General features: G+C 75.1%; 16 protein-coding genes and 1 pseudogene. 13 read left to right on the top strand and 4 right to left on the bottom strand.

Annotated elements, in window-relative coordinates:
• The 7 genes and pseudogenes from Q7L73_RS15560 to Q7L73_RS15530 all read left to right on the top strand — a co-directional run.
• A pseudogene (locus tag Q7L73_RS15560) lies at positions 1-670 on the top strand (hypothetical protein); the annotation flags it as partial.
• Positions 670-1,338 carry a MotA/TolQ/ExbB proton channel family protein gene (locus Q7L73_RS15555; RefSeq protein WP_304690652.1) on the top strand — a complete coding sequence of 223 codons (669 nt, stop codon included), beginning with the start codon at positions 670-672 and terminating at the stop codon, positions 1,336-1,338. The pseudogene Q7L73_RS15560 and the gene Q7L73_RS15555, both read left to right, overlap by 1 nt.
• Entirely contained in the window at positions 1,335-1,661 is a 327-nt protein-coding gene (locus Q7L73_RS15550; RefSeq protein ID WP_304690651.1) for a DUF2149 domain-containing protein, read from the top strand. The genes Q7L73_RS15555 and Q7L73_RS15550 overlap by 4 nt, the downstream gene beginning before the upstream one ends.
• A gap of 4 nt (positions 1,662-1,665) precedes the next feature.
• Positions 1,666-2,385, top strand: a complete 720-nt coding sequence (locus Q7L73_RS15545) for an ABC transporter permease (protein ID WP_304690650.1) — start codon at positions 1,666-1,668, stop codon at positions 2,383-2,385.
• Positions 2,382-3,311, top strand: a complete 930-nt coding sequence (locus tag Q7L73_RS15540; RefSeq protein WP_304690649.1) for an ATP-binding cassette domain-containing protein — start codon at positions 2,382-2,384, stop codon at positions 3,309-3,311. Before Q7L73_RS15545 ends, Q7L73_RS15540 begins: the two co-directional genes overlap by 4 nt.
• On the top strand, positions 3,312-4,031 hold the full coding sequence (locus Q7L73_RS15535; protein WP_304690648.1) for an ABC transporter permease: 720 nt from the start codon (positions 3,312-3,314) through the stop codon (positions 4,029-4,031).
• Positions 4,028-5,071, top strand: a complete 1,044-nt coding sequence (locus Q7L73_RS15530) for a substrate-binding domain-containing protein (protein ID WP_304690647.1) — start codon at positions 4,028-4,030, stop codon at positions 5,069-5,071. Before Q7L73_RS15535 ends, Q7L73_RS15530 begins: the two co-directional genes overlap by 4 nt.
• Positions 5,072-5,155: 84 nt before the next feature.
• On the opposite strand, the gene Q7L73_RS15525 is transcribed toward Q7L73_RS15530, so the two are convergent.
• The gene (locus Q7L73_RS15525; RefSeq protein WP_304690646.1) at positions 5,156-5,701 is read right to left on the bottom strand and encodes a PadR family transcriptional regulator; all 546 of its coding nucleotides are present in this window, start codon (positions 5,699-5,701) and stop codon (positions 5,156-5,158) included.
• A 39-nt stretch (positions 5,702-5,740) separates the two neighbouring features.
• Between Q7L73_RS15525 and Q7L73_RS15520 the strand changes: the two genes are divergently transcribed.
• Both Q7L73_RS15520 and Q7L73_RS15515 read left to right on the top strand, forming a co-directional pair.
• Complete coding sequence (locus tag Q7L73_RS15520; protein WP_304690645.1) at positions 5,741-7,171, top strand: AarF/ABC1/UbiB kinase family protein; 1,431 nt, start codon at positions 5,741-5,743, stop codon at positions 7,169-7,171.
• Positions 7,172-7,220: 49 nt separating this feature from the next.
• Positions 7,221-8,606 (top strand): amino acid permease, encoded by a 1,386-nt coding sequence (locus tag Q7L73_RS15515; RefSeq protein WP_304690644.1) that lies wholly within the window; start codon positions 7,221-7,223, stop codon positions 8,604-8,606.
• A 60-nt stretch (positions 8,607-8,666) separates the two neighbouring features.
• On the opposite strand, the gene Q7L73_RS15510 is transcribed toward Q7L73_RS15515, so the two are convergent.
• Positions 8,667-12,710 carry a family 78 glycoside hydrolase catalytic domain gene (locus tag Q7L73_RS15510; RefSeq protein WP_304690643.1) on the bottom strand — a complete coding sequence of 1,348 codons (4,044 nt, stop codon included), beginning with the start codon at positions 12,708-12,710 and terminating at the stop codon, positions 8,667-8,669.
• A 187-nt stretch (positions 12,711-12,897) separates the two neighbouring features.
• Between Q7L73_RS15510 and cysC the strand changes: the two genes are divergently transcribed.
• Both cysC and Q7L73_RS15500 read left to right on the top strand, forming a co-directional pair.
• A complete protein-coding gene (cysC, locus tag Q7L73_RS15505; protein WP_304690642.1) occupies positions 12,898-13,497 on the top strand; it encodes an adenylyl-sulfate kinase in 600 nt (199 codons plus the stop codon).
• Positions 13,498-13,578: 81 nt separating this feature from the next.
• A complete protein-coding gene (locus Q7L73_RS15500; protein WP_304690641.1) occupies positions 13,579-14,412 on the top strand; it encodes a hypothetical protein in 834 nt (277 codons plus the stop codon).
• Between the two features lie 7 nt (positions 14,413-14,419).
• Here Q7L73_RS15500 and Q7L73_RS15495 read toward each other — a convergent pair whose 3' ends face one another.
• Positions 14,420-15,310: an undecaprenyl-diphosphate phosphatase gene (locus Q7L73_RS15495; RefSeq protein ID WP_304690640.1), complete on the bottom strand. Its 891-nt coding sequence runs from the start codon at positions 15,308-15,310 to the stop codon at positions 14,420-14,422.
• Positions 15,307-15,993, bottom strand: a complete 687-nt coding sequence (locus tag Q7L73_RS15490; RefSeq protein WP_304690639.1) for a DedA family protein — start codon at positions 15,991-15,993, stop codon at positions 15,307-15,309. Before Q7L73_RS15490 ends, Q7L73_RS15495 begins: the two co-directional genes overlap by 4 nt.
• Before the next feature lie 82 nt (positions 15,994-16,075).
• Here Q7L73_RS15490 and Q7L73_RS15485 point away from each other — a divergent pair, with 82 nt between their 5' ends.
• Both Q7L73_RS15485 and Q7L73_RS15480 read left to right on the top strand, forming a co-directional pair.
• Complete coding sequence (locus Q7L73_RS15485) at positions 16,076-16,735, top strand: response regulator transcription factor (RefSeq protein WP_304690638.1); 660 nt, start codon at positions 16,076-16,078, stop codon at positions 16,733-16,735.
• Entirely contained in the window at positions 16,732-18,123 is a 1,392-nt protein-coding gene (locus tag Q7L73_RS15480; RefSeq protein ID WP_304690637.1) for an ATP-binding protein, read from the top strand. The genes Q7L73_RS15485 and Q7L73_RS15480 overlap by 4 nt, the downstream gene beginning before the upstream one ends.
• Positions 18,124-18,154: the final 31 nt, after the last annotated feature.

The following is an 18,154-nucleotide window of genomic DNA, read 5'->3' as shown; positions in this document are numbered from 1 at the left end:
GGCCTCCGACTTCGGCGGCGCCGGTGGCGGGAACGGCGGACGCGGCTCGGGCGGCGCCGGCGCGGGCGGGCGCGGCGGCGGCTCCAGCGGGCCGACGGCCGGACCGTCACGCGGCGGCAGCAGAGCCGGCGGCGGCGCCGGCGGACGCGTGCGCGGCGGCAGCGTCGTCCCGGGCGGGAGCGCGACCGACCGCGGAACGCCGCGATCGAGCGCCGGCGACGAGGCGAAAGCCGCGAGACCGGCCACGCCTTCGCCGGAGCCGAACGACGCCGGCGCGGGAACGGCGGGCTCCGGCTCGGCCGGCGCGAGCGGCGGCGACGCGAGCGCGCCGGCAGCGAACCACGACGGCAGCGCCGCGGCACCGGCCAGTGGCGGGACGGACCGATCGACACCTGCCGGCGTTCGCGGCGGCGACAGCTCCGACACCCGGCCGCAGCGGGTCGAAGGGCTGCTGCTCGCCTCCGCCGGCGTCGCGCCCGAGCAGCTCGCGCGCGCGCTCGGCGAGCGGCTGACGCCGCACGAGCAGGCGGCGGTCAAGGCCGGCGGCAGCTCGCGCTCGTCGGCCGTCTGGCTGGCCGGCGTCGCCGCGATCGCGCTGCTCGTCGGGGGCGGCGCGCTGCGCGAGGCGGGGCTGCTGCGGCGCCGACGCGGTGCGGACGAGGCGAATTGATGCCGATCCCGCTCGCCACGATCGAAGACGTCATCTTCGACGCCGCAAGTGCGCTGAGAGTGCCGGTGCTGCTGCTGGCGCTGGTCGCGCTGGCGCTCGTGCTGGTCGAGCTGGGAGCGCTCTCCGTCGAGCTGCTGCGGCGCCGGCGACATGACCCGGCTGCGCTGGAGCGGGCGACGCAGGAGGCCGCGGCGCTGCTCGGGCGCGGCGACCGCGCAGCGGCCGGGCTGGCGCTGGAGCGGGTCGTCTCGGGCGAGCGGATGCGCGCGGCGGTCGGGCGGATGCTGCGGCACGTCGGCGGGCCGCTCGGCGAGCAGGGGATGGCGAAGGCGCTGGCCGATTTCGACCTCGAGTCGCTGCGGCGGCTGGAGCGGCCGCGGCTGCTGGTGCGCGCCGGCCCCGCGCTCGGGCTGATGGGGACGCTGATCCCGCTCTCCCCCGCGCTCGCCGGGCTCGCCTCCGGCGACGTGCAGGAGCTGACCGACAACCTGCGCGTCGCGTTCAGCATCACCGTGCTCGGCTTGATGGTCGGCGCGATCGCCTTCGGGATCGCGCTCGTGCGCGACCGCCTCTACGCGCAGGACCTGTCCGATCTCGAGTACGTCGGCGCCTCGCTGGAGCCGGTCACGATCCCGCCGACGGCGGCGACGGAGGCGGTGGCGCCGTGAAGGTCACGCCGCGCGCGCAGCGCCACGCCGACCGTGCCGGCGACCCGCTCGACGGGCTCGTCAACATGTTCGACCTCGGGCTCGTGCTCGCGGTCGCCTTCCTGCTCGCCGCGCTGCAGTCGCTCGACCTGACCGATCTGCTGACGAGAAGAGCGGTCACGCTGATCCGCCAGACACCGTCGGGTCAGGCGATCATCGTCAAGAGAGGCGACCAGTTGAAGACGCTGGAGCTGTCGAGAAGAAGCGCCGCGGGGACCGGCGCGAGAGTCGGCTCCGTCTACCGCCTCGCCGACGGCAGACTCGTCTACGTAACGGGGAGATGAGCCGGTGGACGCGCTCTTCGACGGGCTCGGCGACGCCTTCCGGCTGATCGTCCACGGCGACAGGGACCTGATCGCGACGACGCTGCGGACGTTGCGGATCGGCGTTGAGGCGACGCTCCTGGCGGCGCTGCTCGGCCTGCCGCTCGGCTGCCTGCTCGGACTGCGCCGCTTCCGCGGGCGCGGCGTGCTGCTGACGCTCGCCAACGCCGGCATGAGAACGCCGCCGGTCGTGCTCGGGCTGCTGCTGTGGGTCGCGCTGTGGCCTGACTCGCGCTGGGGCGGCGGTCCGCTCGCCGGACTCGGCTGGATCTACACGCTCGACGCCGTGATCCTCGCGCAGACGCTGCTGGCGCTGCCGATCGTGATCGCGCTCACCGCCGCCGCCGTGCAGGCCGTCCCGGCCGCGCTGCTCGACCAGGCCCGCGCGTTCGGCGCGAGCCCGTGGCAGACCGCCCTGCTGGCGCTGCGGGAAGCGCGGATCGGCGTCGTCGCGGCGCTGCTGACGGCGCTCGGGACGGCGATGGCGGCGGTCGGCGCGATCCTCGTCGTCGGCACCTCGCTCGGGAACGCGACGCTCGCGACGGCCGCGCTGACGAACTGGGAGATGGGCGGCCAGAACGCGGCGGCGGTCGCCTACGGGACCGTCCTGCTCGGCATCTTCCTCGTGCTCGCCGCCGCGCTGACGCGGCTGCAGCACCGCCGCACGTGGGCGGCGCAGACGTGAGCGCGGTGCCGTTGGCGGCGCGCGAGCTGGCGATCGCGCGCGGCTCGCGCACGCTCGCACAGGGAGTCGAGCTGGAGCTGAGACGCGGCGAGGTGGTCGCGCTGCTCGGCCCCAACGGCGCCGGCAAGTCGACGCTGCTGGCGACGCTCGCGGGGCTGCTGGAGCCGGCCGCCGGCCGCGTCGAGCGCGGCGGCCGCGTCGCCGCCGCGCTGCAGGCCCCGGCGCTCGCGCGACGGAGCGTCCGCGCCAACGTCGAAGCGGCGCTGGCGTGGTGGGGCGTGCCGCGCGACCAGCGCCGTGAGCGGGCGCTGACGGCGCTGCGGGCGCTGCGGGTCGAGCAGCTGGCGGAACGGCCGGCGGCGGCGCTCTCCGGCGGCGAGGCGCGCCGCGTCCATCTCGCCCGCGGACTGGCCCTCCAGCCCGACGCGCTGCTGCTCGACGAGCCGTTCGCCGGCCTCGACGCGCCGACCCGCGCGGAGCTGCTGCACGACGCGTCGACCCTCCTGCGCGCACCCGAGCGAGCGACGCTGCTGGTCGTCCACGACCGCGCCGAGGCGTGGGCGCTCGCCGACCGCGTCGCGGTCCTGCTCGACGGCGAGCTGGTCAGCGGGCCGACGGCGGAGCTGCTGGAGCAGCCGCCGACGGCGGCGCTCGCGGGCTTTCTCGGCTTCAGCGGTGAGCTGCGTGAGGCCGACGGCGCGTCCGTGCGACTGCGGCCTGGCCACGTCGTCGCCGATCCCGCCGGACCGCTTGCGGGCCGTGTGACGCACCGGATCCCGGAGGAGGACGGGCTGCTGTGCGAGCTGGAGCTGGAGGACGAGCGCGGCCTCCTGCAGCTGCGTCTCCCGCACCCCGGCCCGGCCGCCGGCGAGCTGGTGCGGGTGCGGATCGACGGTGGCGTGCGGATCGCCGCGGGAGCGCGCTAGATGGCGTTCGTCCTGCACCTGCTCGACGAGGCGTTCGCGCGCATCGCGGGGGGTGACGGCGCGCTCGTCGAGACCGCGCTGCGAACGCTCTGGTTCGCCTCGCTGGCGACGCTGTTCGCGCTGCTCGCCGGCCTGCCGCTGGCGCTGTGGCTGGCGGACGGGCGCACGCGCGCGCGGCGGATCGGGCTGACGCTCGCGAACGCCGGGCTCGGGCTGCCGCCGGTCGTGCTCGGCGTCTACCTCGCGCTGCTGCTGCTGCCGGCGTCCCCGCTCGGCGGCCTCAGCTGGGACTACCGGCCGCCGGCGGTCGTGCTCGCGCAGACGCTGCTGGCGCTGCCGATCGTCGTCGCGCTGTCGGCGGCGGCACTGCGGACGCTGCCGCCGGGCCTGCTCGAGCAGGCGCGCGCGTTCGGGGCCTCGCGGCCTCAGCGGGCGCTGCTGGCGCTGCGCGAGGCGCGCGTCGGCCTGGCCGCTGCCGTGATCGCGACGCTCGGCTCGGCGCTTGCGGAGGTCGGCGCGGTCGTGATCGTCGGTGGCAACATCCGCGGCTCGACCAACACGCTCGCATCGACCGTGCTGCTCGATCTCGCCGCCTCCGACACGCCCGGCGCGATCGCCGACGCGCTCGTGCTGGTGGCGCTGCTGCTGCTGCTCGCGCTCGTGCTGACGCTCGTCCAGCAGGGCCGCACGCGGGACGCGACCGCGGAAGGCCTCGTGTGAGGCCGGTCGATCGGCGCACGCTGCTGCGTGCCGGCGCGGGCGCGCTGGCGGCCGTCTCCGCGCCAGCGCTGCTGGCCGGCTGCGGCGACGACGAGCCAGGACCGGTCACGAGAGCGATCACAGCCCGCTCGATCGCGATCGACTACGCCTCCTACTACCCGCCGGTCGAGCGGCTGCGAGAGCTGATGAGCGAGCACGCGGCCCGGCGCGGCGCGCACCTGACGTTCAGCAGCGACGCCGCCGGCGCCGCGGCGCAGAGCGCGCAGTTCGCGAGACTGACGGGCGAGCAGAGCGGCTTCAGAGTCGCCGTCGTGGCACCGTTCGATGCGACCGCGATCGACCCGCTCGCGGCCGCCGCGATCGCGCGCGGCGTGCAGATCGTCACCTACGGTGCACCGCTCGCGCGCACAAGCACGAGCGCGGCGGTCGCGACCGATCCGGCCCGTTCGGCGCGGCTGCTGGCCGGCCACCTCTCGGCCTGGGCCGGCGGCGGCGGCGCGCCCGACGGCGCCGACGTGCTGATCGTGCGGCCGCCCGAGCGATCGCCGACCCCCGACCCGTTCGCAGTCCGCGGCAGACCATGGGAAGCGGCGCTGCTGGCGGAGCTGGAGCGGCGCGCGCCGGCGCTGCGCGCCGTCGCCGCGACGACCGCCCAGGCCGCCGCCGACGCGCAGGCAGCCGTCGCCCGCGCGCTCGAGGACTATCCGCGCGTCCGCGTCGTGCTGGCCTGGAACGACAGCGCCGCCGCCGGCGCCGCGCAGGCGCTGCGGGCCGCGACGCCGCGGGCGCGCTGGGCGCGGCTGTACGCCGGCGGCGTCGGCGCGCCGGCGATCGCGACCGCCGCCGCGCTCGACGCGCTGCGCGAGGACCCGGTCCTGCGCTGTCTCGTCGCGCCGCGGCTGCGCGACCTCGCGAACGCGCTCGTCGACGTCCCCTACGCGCTGCTGAGAAGACGCCCCGCGCCCGCCGAGCCGCCGCTCGTCGTCCTCACCAAGGGCGGCCGCCGCACCCTCGCCCGCTTCGCCGCCGACTACCGCTGAGGCGCGCCGGCCTCGCGCGTGCCCGCCTCGCCGCCGGTCACGCCTGACCCGCGCCGGCCTCGCGCGTGCCCGCCTCGCCGCCGGTTACGCCTGACCCGCGCCGGCCTCGCGCGCGAGCAGCTCGTCGACGAAGCGCAGCCCCGCCTCGGCGCTGATCGCGCGCCAGCGGAGCACGTCGGCGAGCGTCTCCGAGGCGCGCTCCTGCTCCTCGACCAGCTCCGCCAGCCGCCGCTCCAGCACCTCCCGCTGCGCCCGCAGCAGCGGCGCCGGGGAACTGCCCAGCCGGCGCAGGAAGGCGAGCTTCAACAGCAGCTGCGAGCGCAGGTCGCGCGGGCGCTGGACGGGCTCCACCAGCCATGCCGCCACCGCTCTTCTCGCTTTCCCGGTCGCCTTCAGCTCGGTTCGTCTCGGCGCGCCGACGCCGGCCTTCTCGCCCGCGACCACCACCAGCTCCAGTCTCTGCAGCACCTGCAGCGCGCGGTAGGTGAGCGGCTGGCCGAGCGCCCAGATCTGGCCGATCTCGCCCTCGGGGCCCATCGCCGCGGCGATCGCGTAGCCGTGCGCCGGCCGCTCGCACAGCAGCGCGAGCACGGCCCATTCGCCGCTCGACAGCTCTCTCTTCGTGCGCACGCCGGGAGCATATGCGGGCCGGTGCATATCCTCAGTGGCATGAGCGCCGAACGCGACGACGACGAGCCGGCCGCCGGCAGACTGCCGACCGGGCGGCTCGCCCGCACCGCCCGCGTCGGCGGCCTCGTCGCCGGGCAGGGCGCGCGCTGGGCCGGGATGCGCGCCGCCAACCGCGTCCGCTCGCCGGAGCGGGCCGAGGCGGCCGAGCAGGAGCGCACCGCCGCGCTCGTCGACCAGCTCGTGACGCAGCTCGGGCAGATGCGCGGTGCTGCGATGAAGGTCGGGCAGCTGATCTCGCTGGCCGACTTCGACGGCCTGCCGGAGGAGCAGCAGGAGGAGCTGCAGAGAAGGCTCGCCGCGCTGCGCGACGACGTGCCGCCGGTCCCCTTCCCGAAGCTCGAGGCGCTGCTGCGCAAGCAGCTGGGCGGGCCGCTGTCGCAGACCTTCAGCGCGTTCGACGAGCGCGCCTTCGCGGCCGCCTCGATCGGCCAGGTCCACCGCGCGACGACCCGCGACGGCGACGAGGTCGTCGTCAAGGTCCAGTACCCGGGCGTCGCCGAGGCGGTCGAGACCGACCTCCGCAACGCCTCGCTGCTGCTGCCGCTGGTGAGACGGCTGGCGCCGGGGATCGACGCGAAGGCGCTGATGACCGAGCTGCGCGAGCGGATCGGCGAGGAGCTCGACTACGAGCTGGAGGCGCAGTCGCAGCGGCGCGTCGAGCGGCTGCTGCGCGGCCACCCGTTCGCGCGCGTGCCGCGCGTCCGCACCGACCTCTCGACGCAGCGGGTGCTGATCTCCGAGTACGTCGAGGGCGAGCGCTTCGAGGCCGTCCGGCGGCTCGACGAGGCGGCCCGCGACCGCTACGGCGAGATCGTCTTCCGCTTCTTCTTCGGCCTCACCTACCGCGACCGGATCGCGCTCGGCGACCCGCATCCCGGCAACTACCTGCTGTGCGCCGACGGGCGCGTCTGCTTCCTCGACTTCGGCCTGCTGCGCGACGTGCCGCCGGCACGCGTGACCGGCGAGGCGGCGCTCGCCGCTGCCGTGCGCGACCGCGACCCCGACGCGCTCACGCAGGCGCTCGTGACCGCCGGCTACCTGCCGCCGGCGCGTGCCGCGGCGGTCGACCCCGAGTGGGCGATGGGCGCGCTGGCGCTGGCGACGCGCTGGTATGCGCGCCCCGGCTACCGCCGCTTCTCCCCCGGCGACGCGAGACCGCCGCGCGAGCGCGAAGGCGGCCGCTCGAAGCAGGAGCGCTCGGAGGACCGCGCGCAGGCGAACCTCTTCACGCTGCCGCCGGAGGCGCTGCTGATCCGCCGCATGCACGGGATCGTCGCGGTCGTGCTCGGCCAGCTGCGGGCCGGCGCCGACTGGGGCGCGATCGCCGCCGAGTACCTCCACGGCGCCGCCCCCTCGACCCCGCTGGGCGAGGCCGAGGCGGCGTTCGTCGCCACACGCGGGCGCGGCTGACGCGACGCGGCGCGCCGGCGCTCAAGCCGGGCCGCCGTCAGCCGACCACGTGAGCATCGCCGCGACCGCAGAACACCCGCCGCAGGACGCGCAGCCCGAGCTGCAGAGAACGCTCAGACAGCGTCACATGACGATGATCGCGTTCGGCGGCGTGATCGGCGCCGGGCTGTTCGTCGGCTCCTCCACCGTGATCGCCGCGACCGGGCCGGCGGCCGTGCTGTCCTACCTGATCGCCGGCGCGATCGTGCTGTCGGTGCTGCGGATGCTCGGCGAGCTGGCGGTCGCGCGGCCGGCGCTCGGCTCCTTCTCCGCCTACGCGCGCGACGGGATCGGGCCGTGGGCCGGCTTCACGATCGGCTGGCTCTACTGGTACCAGTGGACGATCACGCTGGCGATCGAGGCGACCGCCGGCGCGACGCTGCTGCAGCGCTGGGTCGACCTGCCCGTCGCCGTGATGGCGGGCGTGCTGCTGTGCCTGCTGACCGCGACCAGCCTCCGCTCGGCGCGCTCGTTCGGCGAGTTCGAGTTCTGGTTCGCGTCGATCAAGGTGACGGCGATCGTGATCTTCATCGCCATCTGCCTCGGCTGGCTGGTCGGCGCCGGCGACTCGCCCGGCCTGCAGCACCTGACCGACGGCGGCGGCTTCGCGCCCGCGGGCGTCGCGCCGATCTTCGCCGGCGTCGTGGTCGTCTTCTTCGCCTTCTACGGCGGCGAGGTCGTGACGATCGCCGCCGCCGAGTCCGACGACCCCGGCCGGTCGATCGCGCGCGCGACGATGAGCATGATCGTGCGGATGCTCGTCTTCTACGTCGTCTCGATCCTGCTGATCGTCCTGATCGTGCCGTGGCAGACGATCAGATCGGGCGACTCGCCGTTCACCGACGCGCTCAGCACGATCGGGCTCGGCTGGGGCGCCGAGGTGATGGCGATCGTGATCGTGACCGCGGTCCTGTCGGCGCTCAACTCCGGCATCTACGCCGCCCCGCGGATGCTGTACGCGCAGGCCGGCGCCGGCGACGCGCCGCGGGCGCTGACGCGGCTCAACCGCGGCGGCGTGCCGCAGCGCGCGACGCTGGCGACGAGCGCCGTCGGCCTCGCCTGCATCGTGATCGCGTACGCGCTGCCGGGCGAGGCGTTCACGCTGCTGGTCAACAGCGCGGGCGCGGTCGCGGTCGCCGTCTACCTGCTGATCGCGGTCAGCGAGCTGCGGCTGCGGCGGCAGATCGAGCGCGAGACGCCGGAGGCGCTGACGCTGAAGATGTGGCTGTTCCCGTGGCTGACGTACCTGACGATCGCCGCGATGGTCGGCATCTTCGCCGCCTTCCTGTTCGTCCCCGCCGTCCGCTCGCAGCTGATCCCGAGCGCGATCAGCATCGCCGTGATCGTGCTCGCCTCGCTGGTCGTGACGCGGCGGCGGGCGCGCGCAGCCGGCTGAGCGCCGGCGGAGCCCCGGCGGCCGCCTCCCAAGCGGCCGCCGGAGTCTGAGCGCGTCCCGCTAACGCAGCCGGACGGCGAGCGTGAGGCCGCCGACCTTGAGCGTGTAGCGCTGGCCGCGCGCGACCGTGCGGGTCGTGCGCAGAGCGCCGACGCGGCCGCTCGCGTAGGTGCGGCCGTTGCGCGTCAGGCGCGCGCGAGCGACGCTGCGGACCGCCGCCTTCTTGCCCGCCTTGGCCGTGCTGACCGTGCACGAGACGCGCTGCCTGCCCTTCACTCTCGTGAGCTTGCATACGACCTTCGCGTCACGGCCGGCCGCGCCTCTGTCGCCCTTGTCGCCCTTCGCGCCGGGCGCGCCGTCGGCGCCGTTGGCACCGGCCGCCCCCGTGTCGCCCTTCGCTCCGTTGGCGCCGCTCGCACCGGTGTCGCCCTTGGCGCCAGGCGCGCCGGTGTCGCCTCTGGGCCCGTTGGCGCCGGTGTCTCCTCTGTCGCCCTTCGGCCCGGACTCGCCCGGGTCGCCCTGCTCGCCTCTCTCGCCGTCGTCGCCCTTCGGGCCCTGCGGCAGCCCGCCGCTTCTGGCGCTGAGAGCGGCGGTCGACGTGCCCGCCGGCGTGTTGTCGGTCAGCACCAGCGTCGCGTGCGAGACGACGTTCTCACGGCCGGGCGCGAAGCGGATCGAGACCTCGCAGGTCGCGCGCGGCGCGATCGGGCCGTCCGTGCAGCTCTCGTCGGAGAGCACGAAGTCGCCGGTCGAGAGGCCGTCGGCGTCCTTGATCCGCACGCGCGTGACGAGCAGATCGGAGATGCCGCTGTTCTCGACGACCACTCTGCGCACCGGGCCGATCGTCGCCTGCGCCTGGTCGGGGAACTCCGGCACGTCGAACGCCGTGTGCGGCGCGGTGTCGACCGGCTGCGGCACCGTCAGCGTGTGGCTGCCGGAGCCGACGTCGGCGTGCAGCAGGTCGCCGTCGACGGTCGTCGCGACGGCGGCGCCGTCGACGAGGATCTCGTCGCGGCCGCCGAGCACGCGCGGCAGCGTCACCTCCGCGACCGTGTTGGCCGGGGCGGTGAGTCTCAGCACGATCCCGTCGGCGCTCGTGTTCGTGAACGAGGCCGCGATCTCGCCGCGGACGGTCGGCGTTCTGATCGACGCCTGGCCGAGTGTGCCCGGCTGCGGCGCGACCGTGAAGCGCGACCAGCCCGGCGCCGCCGGGGCGAGCCCGAAGATCCCCTTCGTCACGTTGACGACGGGGCTCGACGCCCACGGGTGCGAGAACGAGGTGTTCGGCTTCAGCGCCGGGTCCCACGCCTCCATCACCGCGCCCGCGCCCAGCTCGATCATGTGCAGCCAGGAGCGCTGCGACGTCGCGGTCATCATTCTGATCGAGGCGTCGGCGCGGCCGGCGTTCGTCAGCCCCTGCAGCACGAACTGCGCGCAGAAGACGCTGCAGGACATCCCGCGGCCGTCGAGGTAGGCGGCGGCCTTCGCCGCTCTCGCCGGCTCGGGGATCCCGAACGCGAGCGCGAAGGCGCTGGCGTGGACCGCCCAGTGGGCGACGACGCTGCCGTCGTCGTTGAGGCCGTCGCGGTAGGCGCCTCTGTCGGCGTCCCACAGCTTCGTGTCGATCCCCTGGCGCAGTCTCGCCGCGTAGCCGGCGAAGCTGGTCGCGTCCGCGTCCTTGCCGAGCACGCTCGCGATCTCGGCCATGTCGGCGAACGATCTGTACGCCCACGCGTTGATGACGGTGTTGACCTGTCTGAAGACGTAGCCGTCGCGCTCGCCGGCCGGCCAGTCGACGAGGTCGTCGACGCCGCTGACCGAGGTCGGCTTCTTCAGCAGGCCGTCAGAGGTCACGTAGGCCGTCGGCAGGAAGGCGCGCAGCGCGTCGTACTGCCGCGCGAGCGAGGTCGTGTCGCCCGTCTGCTGCCAGTCCTCCCAGGCGGCGAGGATCGTCGCGTAGCGCCACTCGCTCGGCCACGACGGGCGGAACGCGGTGTACTCGGTCGACCAGCGCGCGAGCGCGCGGTCGGAGCTGAGCGCATGCTCGGCCATCAGGTTGATGTAGGTGTCGCCGCCGTACTCGGCGCTGCGCTCGCGCGTCGCCGAGTCCATGAAGGCGTCGAAGTCGAGCGCCTCGATCGAGTTCTTCGTGAACTGCCAGACCTGGTCCAGCGCCGGGTCGTCGGAGCTGAAGCTCGACTCGCCGCGGTCGAACGGCGTCGTCAGCGCGGTCGCCTTGACGTCGTCGATCGTGAAGCCGGCCGGCAGGTTCGTCAGCTCGACGTAGCGGAAGACGCGGTAGCCCCAGTGCTGCAGCGTCTGCTCGCCGTCGGCGAGCGTCCACGTGTCGCGGTAGGTGTTGCCCGTCCGCATCGCGTAGCGGACGGTGCCGTCGCTGTTCAGCTCCTCGCCGAGTCTGACGTCGACCTGGCTGCCGGCGGTGCCGTTGGCGACGTGCAGTCTGATGCCGCCGATCCAGGCGCGGCCGAAGTCGACGACGAAGCGGCCGGGCTCGAGCTCTCTGACGCTCGCGGCGGGCTCGTCGATCTCGACCGGATTGACCGTCTGCGCGCCGACGAGGTTGGTCAGCGGCGCCTTCTCGGTGACGGCGGTCCAGCCGCTGTCGTCGAAGCCGCCGCCCTCGAAGCCGAACGGGAACATGCGCGCGTCGAGGTTCTCGGCCGGCGCGGCGAAGAAGCCGGTGCCGATCGAGGCGCCGCCGACGAACACCTGATAGCCGGCCCAGCCCTTCCAGCCGCTGGCGCCGGTGCCGAACGTCTGCGTCGTGCCGTCGCCGTAGACGACGTCGAGCTGGCCGAGGAAGCGCTGGTCCTTCTTCGTGTAGGCCTGTGCGGCGAGCACGTTGTCGGCGCCCTGTCTGAGCAGGCCGGTGACGTCGTAGCCGGCGTAGGCGAGCGTGCCGCTTCTGGGCGCGACCGTCGGGCCGAGGCCGACCAGTCTGCCGTTGACCCAGGTGCGGTAGACGAACTGGCGCGTGTCGTCGCGCGAGCTGCCGGTCGCGTACAGCGTCGCCGAGTCGATCGGCTTGTCCTGCAGCGCGACGGTGCCGCGCAGGAAGGCCCAGTCGGCGGTGCCGCCGAGGACGCAGACGCCGGAGAACGGGACCGTCATGACGCCGCCGGCGACGGTGCCGCAGCCGATCTCGCCGGCCGCTCTGGAGAAGTCGTTGAAGTAGAGGACGGTGCTGTCGGGCGCCGTCACTCTGAGGTCGTCCCATCTGGCGATCTCGGTGCGGCCGTTGCGGAAGCCGACCGAGCCGTTGCCGAAGCCGGAGATCGTGCGCTGGTCGACCTGCGTGCCGTCGACCGAGGTCGTGTAGGTGTCGCCGATCGCGCTGATCGCGACGGTGTGGGTCTGCCCGTCGCCGAGGGAGATGCCGGTCGGCATTCTCGTCGCCGTGCCGCTGGTCGCGTAGGTGCCGCTTCTGAGCGTGTGCGGCACGAGCGTGTTGGTGTCGGCGCGGAACTGCCACATCAGGCCGTTGCTCGCGTCTCTCATGCGGAACTGGAAGCCGCCCGCGATCGCGTCGATTCTGAGCTTCGCGCTGACGGTGTAGTCGGTCCAGCCGGCGCTTCTGTCGTTGTTGACGACCCAGATCGGCGTCGCCTCCCAGCTGCTGCGCGCGGTCCCGAACTGGGCCGCCTGCGACCAGTCGCTGACGCTGCCCTGCTCGCCGCTGTCGGCGCCGCGTCTGACGGTCCAGGTGCGGACCGACCAGCGGTAGCGCGTGCCGGGGCTGAGCGCCGGGCCGGCGTAGGCGACGCCGGTCGAGCTCGCCGACGTGACGCGGCCGGAGTCCCACAGCGGCGTGCCGCCGTCGGCGAGGCCGGCCGCCGTCGTCGCGACGCGCACCTGGTAGGCGCGCTGGACGACGTCCGCGTCGTCGGAGCGGACGTGCCAGGCCAGCTTCGGCGCGGTCAGGTCCTGGACGACGAGCGGCTTCGGCTGCAGCTCGACGTTGAGCGCCGTCGGGCTCGGGCCGGCGCCGGGATCGTCACCGGAGGCGGCGACGGGCAGCGCGACGGCCGCGACGGCGATCGCTGCGACGACTCCGCCGCGCAGCAAACGGGGGGTGGGGACCAACTCCTGCTCCTCTCTCCTCAAGACGTGCGGACGGGAGCATACGGTCGTTTTAGATCGTTTTGGAGAAAAATCTCCCAATACCCTTCAGAACCAATCGGTCCGCCCGATGGCTGCGTTGGCGCGTCGGCGCGCCGGAGCGCGGCGGCGAAACGACGCTGCCGCTGAGGACCGGCCTATCATCCTGCCGGTGAGAAGCGCGAACGTCGTATGGCATGAAGGCGCGGTGTCGCGCGACAGCCGCTGGAGATCGCTGAGACGAACCGGGGCGACGATCTGGCTGACCGGCCTCCCGGCCGCCGGCAAGTCGACGCTCGCCGACGCGCTCGAGCGGGCGCTGCTGGAGCGCGGCCGCGCGACCTACCGGCTCGACGCGACCGCGATGCGCGGCGGCGTCTGCGCCGACCTCGGCTACACGGCGCCGGAGCGCAGAGAGAACAACCGCCGCATGGGCGAGCTGGCGCGGCTGTTCGCCGACGCCGGCACGATCGCGATCGTCGCGGCGGTGTCGCCGTTCGCGGCCGGCCGCGAGGCGGCCCGCGAGCTGCACGAGCGCGACGGCCTCCCGTTCGTCGAGGTGTGGGTCAACACGCCGCAGAGCATGTGCGCCGCGCGCGACCCCTACGGCGTCTACAGAGCGGTCGCCGACCACGAGCTGAGAGACGTCCCCGGCCTCGACCTCCCCTACGAGCCGCCGACGGCGGCCGAGGTCGAGATCACCCCCGCGCAGTCGACCGCGCAGGCGGTCGAGGCCGTCAGCGCCGTGCTGACGCGGCTGACCGCGGCGTAGGCGGGCGCAGCGCGGCGGGCGCGGCGCGGCGCGAAGGGCGCGTCGCTGGCACATCGGCGCTCGGCGCCCTATCCTCGCGCGATGCCTCGCATCCGCTCCCTGCTGCTGGCGCTGCTGCTGCTCGCAGCCGCCGCTCCCGCCGCAGACGCCGCTCGTCGCAGCGGCGTCGACCGCGGCACCCAGGTCCGCCTGACGCTCGACGGGCGCGTGCTGACCGCGAAGCTCGTCACGCCCCGCAGCGGCGCGGTCTTCTCGCACAGATGGGGCGAGCAGCGCGCGACGCGCCTGTTCGCCGCCTGCGGCACGACCTTCAAGCCGATCGAGCCCTCCCAGCGCTCCCGCTACGCGTACGCCCGCGGCCGCTGGCCGCTCGACGCCAGACGCGCGACCTTCCGCCTCCCGCGCGACATCTCGGCGCGCGCCAGCTGGTGTCTGCTGGAGGGCCCCGACGGCGGCGACTACGCCTTCGTCAGCTTCCACAGAGCCGAGCCGCAGCGGCGGATCGCGGGCGGCCGAGGCGACGACGGCAGAGCCTGGTCGCTGACCGCCGGCCAGGGCGACCACCTCGCGCCCTGCGTGGAGCTGCGCGCGCACGGCAGCGGCGTCGGACGCTGCTTCGAGGACCAGGCCGAGATCGACGCGCGGCTCGACTGGGAGTTCGAGAACGCGACCTGCAAGACCGGCTTCTTCGCCTACGGCGTCGCCCCGCCCGCGACCGCGCAGATCGCGCTGACCTATGCCGGCGGCCGCGTCGAGACGACCGCGGCGCTCGCCCCGCCGGCCGGCTCGAAGATGCGCGCGCGGCTGTTCGCGACGGCGCTGACGGGCGGCGACGCACCGGTCTCGATCGCCGCCCTCGACGCCGCCGGCAGAACGCTGGAGACGTCGAAGGTGCCGGCCGGTCTGTGCCGCTGAGGCGCGCTCACACGTTCAGCGCGACGACCGCGCCGGCGCCCGCGACGAGGCAGTAGATCCCGAACGGCGTCAGCCGGTTGGTCTCGAAGAAGCGCAGCAGGAAGCGGATCGCCAGCCAGCTCGTCGCGGCGGCGGCGAGCGCGCCGGCCAGAGCCGCGCCGCGCACGCCGTCGCCGGCCGGGCCGAACAGGTCGGGCAGCTTGTAGAGCGCCGCGAGGCCGATGATCGGCGTCGCCAGCAGGAAGCCGAAGCGGGCCGCATCCTCGTTCGAGAGGCCGGCCAGCAGGCCGCCGCCCATCGTCATGCCAGAGCGCGAGATGCCCGGTATCAGCGCCGCCGCCTGCGCCGTGCCGATCCCGATCGCGGCACGCCAGCTGAGCGTGCGGGCGATCTCGGCATCGGACTCCTCGGCCGCGGCCGGGCCTGGCCGGCCGGCGGCCTGCTCGGGCGCCGGCCGCCGCCAGCGCTCGAACGCGAGCAGCAGCGCGCCGTTGAGCGTCAGGAAGATCGCGGCCGAGGTCGGCGAGGCGAACAGCGCCCGCAGCGAGTGCTCCAGCGCGAGGCCGAGCAGCCCGGCCGGCAGGGTGCCGACGACCAGCAGCCAGCCGAGCCGCGCGTCGCTGTCGGCGGGGTCGATGCGGCGGTCGCGCAGCGAGCGGCCGAGGCCGCGCAGGATCCGCAGCCAGTCTCTGACGAAGAACAGGAACAGCACGATCGCGGTCGCCAGGTGGGACGCGACGAGGAAGGCGAGGAACCAGTCGTCGTTCTGGTGGACGTCCCAGCCGAGCAGCGACGGGACGATCACGCCGTGGCCGAGGCTGGAGACCGGGAACGGCTCCGCGATCCCCTGCAGCAGGCCGAGCACGATCCCCTGCGCGACGCTGATCGGGGCGCTCATCGACCCGCTCCGGCCGGCTCCGTGCGGCGCGCTCTGCGTGCGCGCGCGACGACATAGGCGGCGACGCCGAGCAGCGCGACGACGACCGCGTAGTCGGCGTAGCGGAAGGCGTGGTGGACCGTCTCCCAGTTGCCGCTGACGGCCCAGCCGGCGCCCGCGAACGCCGCGCACCAGATCAAGCTGCCGAGGGAGGTCAACAGCGTGTAGGAGGGCAGCGGCGCGCGCAGCACGCCGGCCGGGACCGAGATGAACGAGCGCACGAGCGGCGTCAGCCGGCCGAGGAAGACGGCGCGCGCGCCGAAGCGGTGAAACCAGGCGCGCGCCTTCTCCATCCGCTCCGGGCCGAGGTGGAGCCAGCGGCCGTGACGCTCCAGCAGCGGCTCTCCCCCGCGATGGCCGATCAGCCAGCCGGCGAGCGAGCCGAGCAGGTAGCCGAGCGTGCCGGCGGCGACGACCGCGAGGTACGCCTGCAGCCCGTCGTGCGGATGCAGGCCGAACAGCGACAGGTCGGCGCCGGCGACGACGCCGGCGGCCAGCACGCCGCCGTACAGCATCGTCAGCTCGCCGCCGACCGGCAGCAGCGCGTCGACGAGCATCAGCCCGAAGACGGCCAGCAGGCCGTGGCGGGCGATGAAGTCGACGACGGTCGTGGAGAGGGAGGCGAGTTGGAGCGATGCGAGCATGCGGCCACGATCGCTCACGCCGCCTGAACGGAACCTGACTGCAACCTGACGCCGCCGCGCGGAGTCGCCATGATCAGGTGCGATGCGGATCGGTTTGTGCGAAGACGACCCTGACCTGCGCTCGCTGCTGGAGCGGGCGCTGCGGGCCGAGGGGTTCGAGGTGCGGGCGACGATCACCGGCCACCAGGCGGTCGAGGCGTTCAGCGCCGCGCCGCCCGACCTGCTGGTGCTCGACGTCGGCCTGCCCGACGCCGACGGCCGCGACGTCTGCCAGGCGCTGCGTGGCCACGGCGTGACGGTGCCGGTGATCTTCCTGACCGCGCGCGACGCGCTGCCCGACCGGCTCGCCGGCTTCCACGCCGGCGGCGACGACTACCTGACGAAGCCGTTCGCGCTGGCCGAGCTGCTGGTGCGGATCCGCGCGCTGCTGAGACGCGCGGTTCCCCCCAGCCCGCGCGGGGACGACGCGCTGTGGCTCGACCCGGCCGCGCACGCCGCCCGCGCCGGCGAGCGCTCGGCGCAGCTGACGCCGACCGAGTTCCGCCTGCTGGCGGCGCTGGTCGCGCGGCCACGCGAGGTGCTGCGCCGCCGCGAGCTGGTCGCCGCCGCCTGGCCCGAGGGCGCGATCGTCCACGACAACACGCTCGACGCCTACGCCGGCCGCCTTCGCCGCAAGCTCGCGACGCTCGGCGCCGAGCAGCGGATCGAGACCGTGCGCGGCGTCGGCTGGGTGCTGCGGTGAGATCCCGCCTCGACCTGCGCGACCGCGTCACGCTCGCGACCGCGCTCGTGCTCGCCGGCGGCGTCGCGATCCTCAGCGCCGGCGCGCTGCTGCTGCTCCACGGCCAGCTCTCGCGCGACATCCGCTCGACGCTGGACGAGCGCGCCGACGCGCAGATCGCCGCCGTCGCGCGCGTCGGCGGGCGGACGGTCGTGCGGGGCGCGCCCGACGACGTGCTGGACGAGCAGACGTGGGTCTTCGACGCCACCGGCAGAGCGCTGCGGCGGCCGCGCGTCAGCCCGGCTGTCGAGCGGACCGCGCGCTCGCTCGCCGGCGTCACGCGCGCGACCGACCGCACCGTCGACGACGAGGTGCGGCTGCGCGCCGAGCCGGTGCGCGACGGCGGCGAGCGGATCGGCACGGTCGTCGTCGGCGTCGCGCTCGACCCCTACGAGCGGACCGAGCACCTGACGCTGCTGGCGCTCGTGTTCCTCGACCTCTGCATCGTCGCGATCGGCGCGCTGCTGGCGCGGCGGGCGGTCGGCAAGGCGCTGCAGCCGGTCGCCGACATGACCGCGCAGGCGGCCGACTGGAGCGAGCACGACCTCGACCGCCGCTTCGACCTCGGCCCGCCGCGCGACGAGCTGACCGCCCTGTCGGCGACGCTCGACGCGCTGCTGGGCCGGATCGCCGCCAGCCTGCGGCGCGAGCAGCGGCTGTCGGCGGAGCTGGCGCACGAGCTGCGCACGCCGCTGACGGGCGTCCGCGGCGAGGCCGAGCTGGCTCTCGGCGACCCGCAGGCTCCGGCCGAGACGCGCGCCGCGCTGGAGCGGATCGTCGCCGGCACCGACCGCCTCCAGGGCGTCATCGACACCCTCCTGGCAGCCGCCCGCGGCGAGGGCGAGCGCGGCGACAGCGACCCCGTCGTGGCAGTCGCCGAAGCGCTCGCGGCAGCCGCCCCAGCCGCGCGCGCGGCGGGCGTCGAGCTGGCTGCCTCGCCGCCTCCCGCCCCCTCGCCACCCGACGGCGGCCCGCCCCCGCGCGACGCCGCCCGCCTCCCGCGAGACGCCGCCTCCTCCCCGCGTGCCGGCGTCCGCGTCGCCGCCGAGCAGCGGCTGGTCGAGCAGGCGCTGGCGCCGCTGCTGGCGAACGCGATCCGGCATGCGCGCGGGCGCGTCGAGGTGAGCGTCGCGGCGGTCGGGGGCGGCGGCGTCGCGATCGCCGTCGCCGACGACGGCGCCGGCTTCCCGGCCGGTGACCTCGAGCGGCTCTTCGCGCCCGGCGTCAGCGAGGCCGGCGGCGCGGGGCTCGGCCTGCCGCTCGCCCTCCGGCTCGCGCGCGCGGCTGGCGGCGAGGTGACGGCGGAGCCGGGCGCCGGGCGCGTCACGCTGACGCTGCCGGCGCGGTAGCGCCCGCCCGCCGCAAGCCGCCGCCCGCCCC

This window comes from Conexibacter sp. CPCC 205762 (assembly GCF_030646155.1).
GTDB lineage: Bacteria > Actinomycetota > Thermoleophilia > Solirubrobacterales > Solirubrobacteraceae > Conexibacter.
Note: the sequence above shows the minus strand (reverse complement) of the source record. Positions and strands in the feature narration are given on the sequence as shown.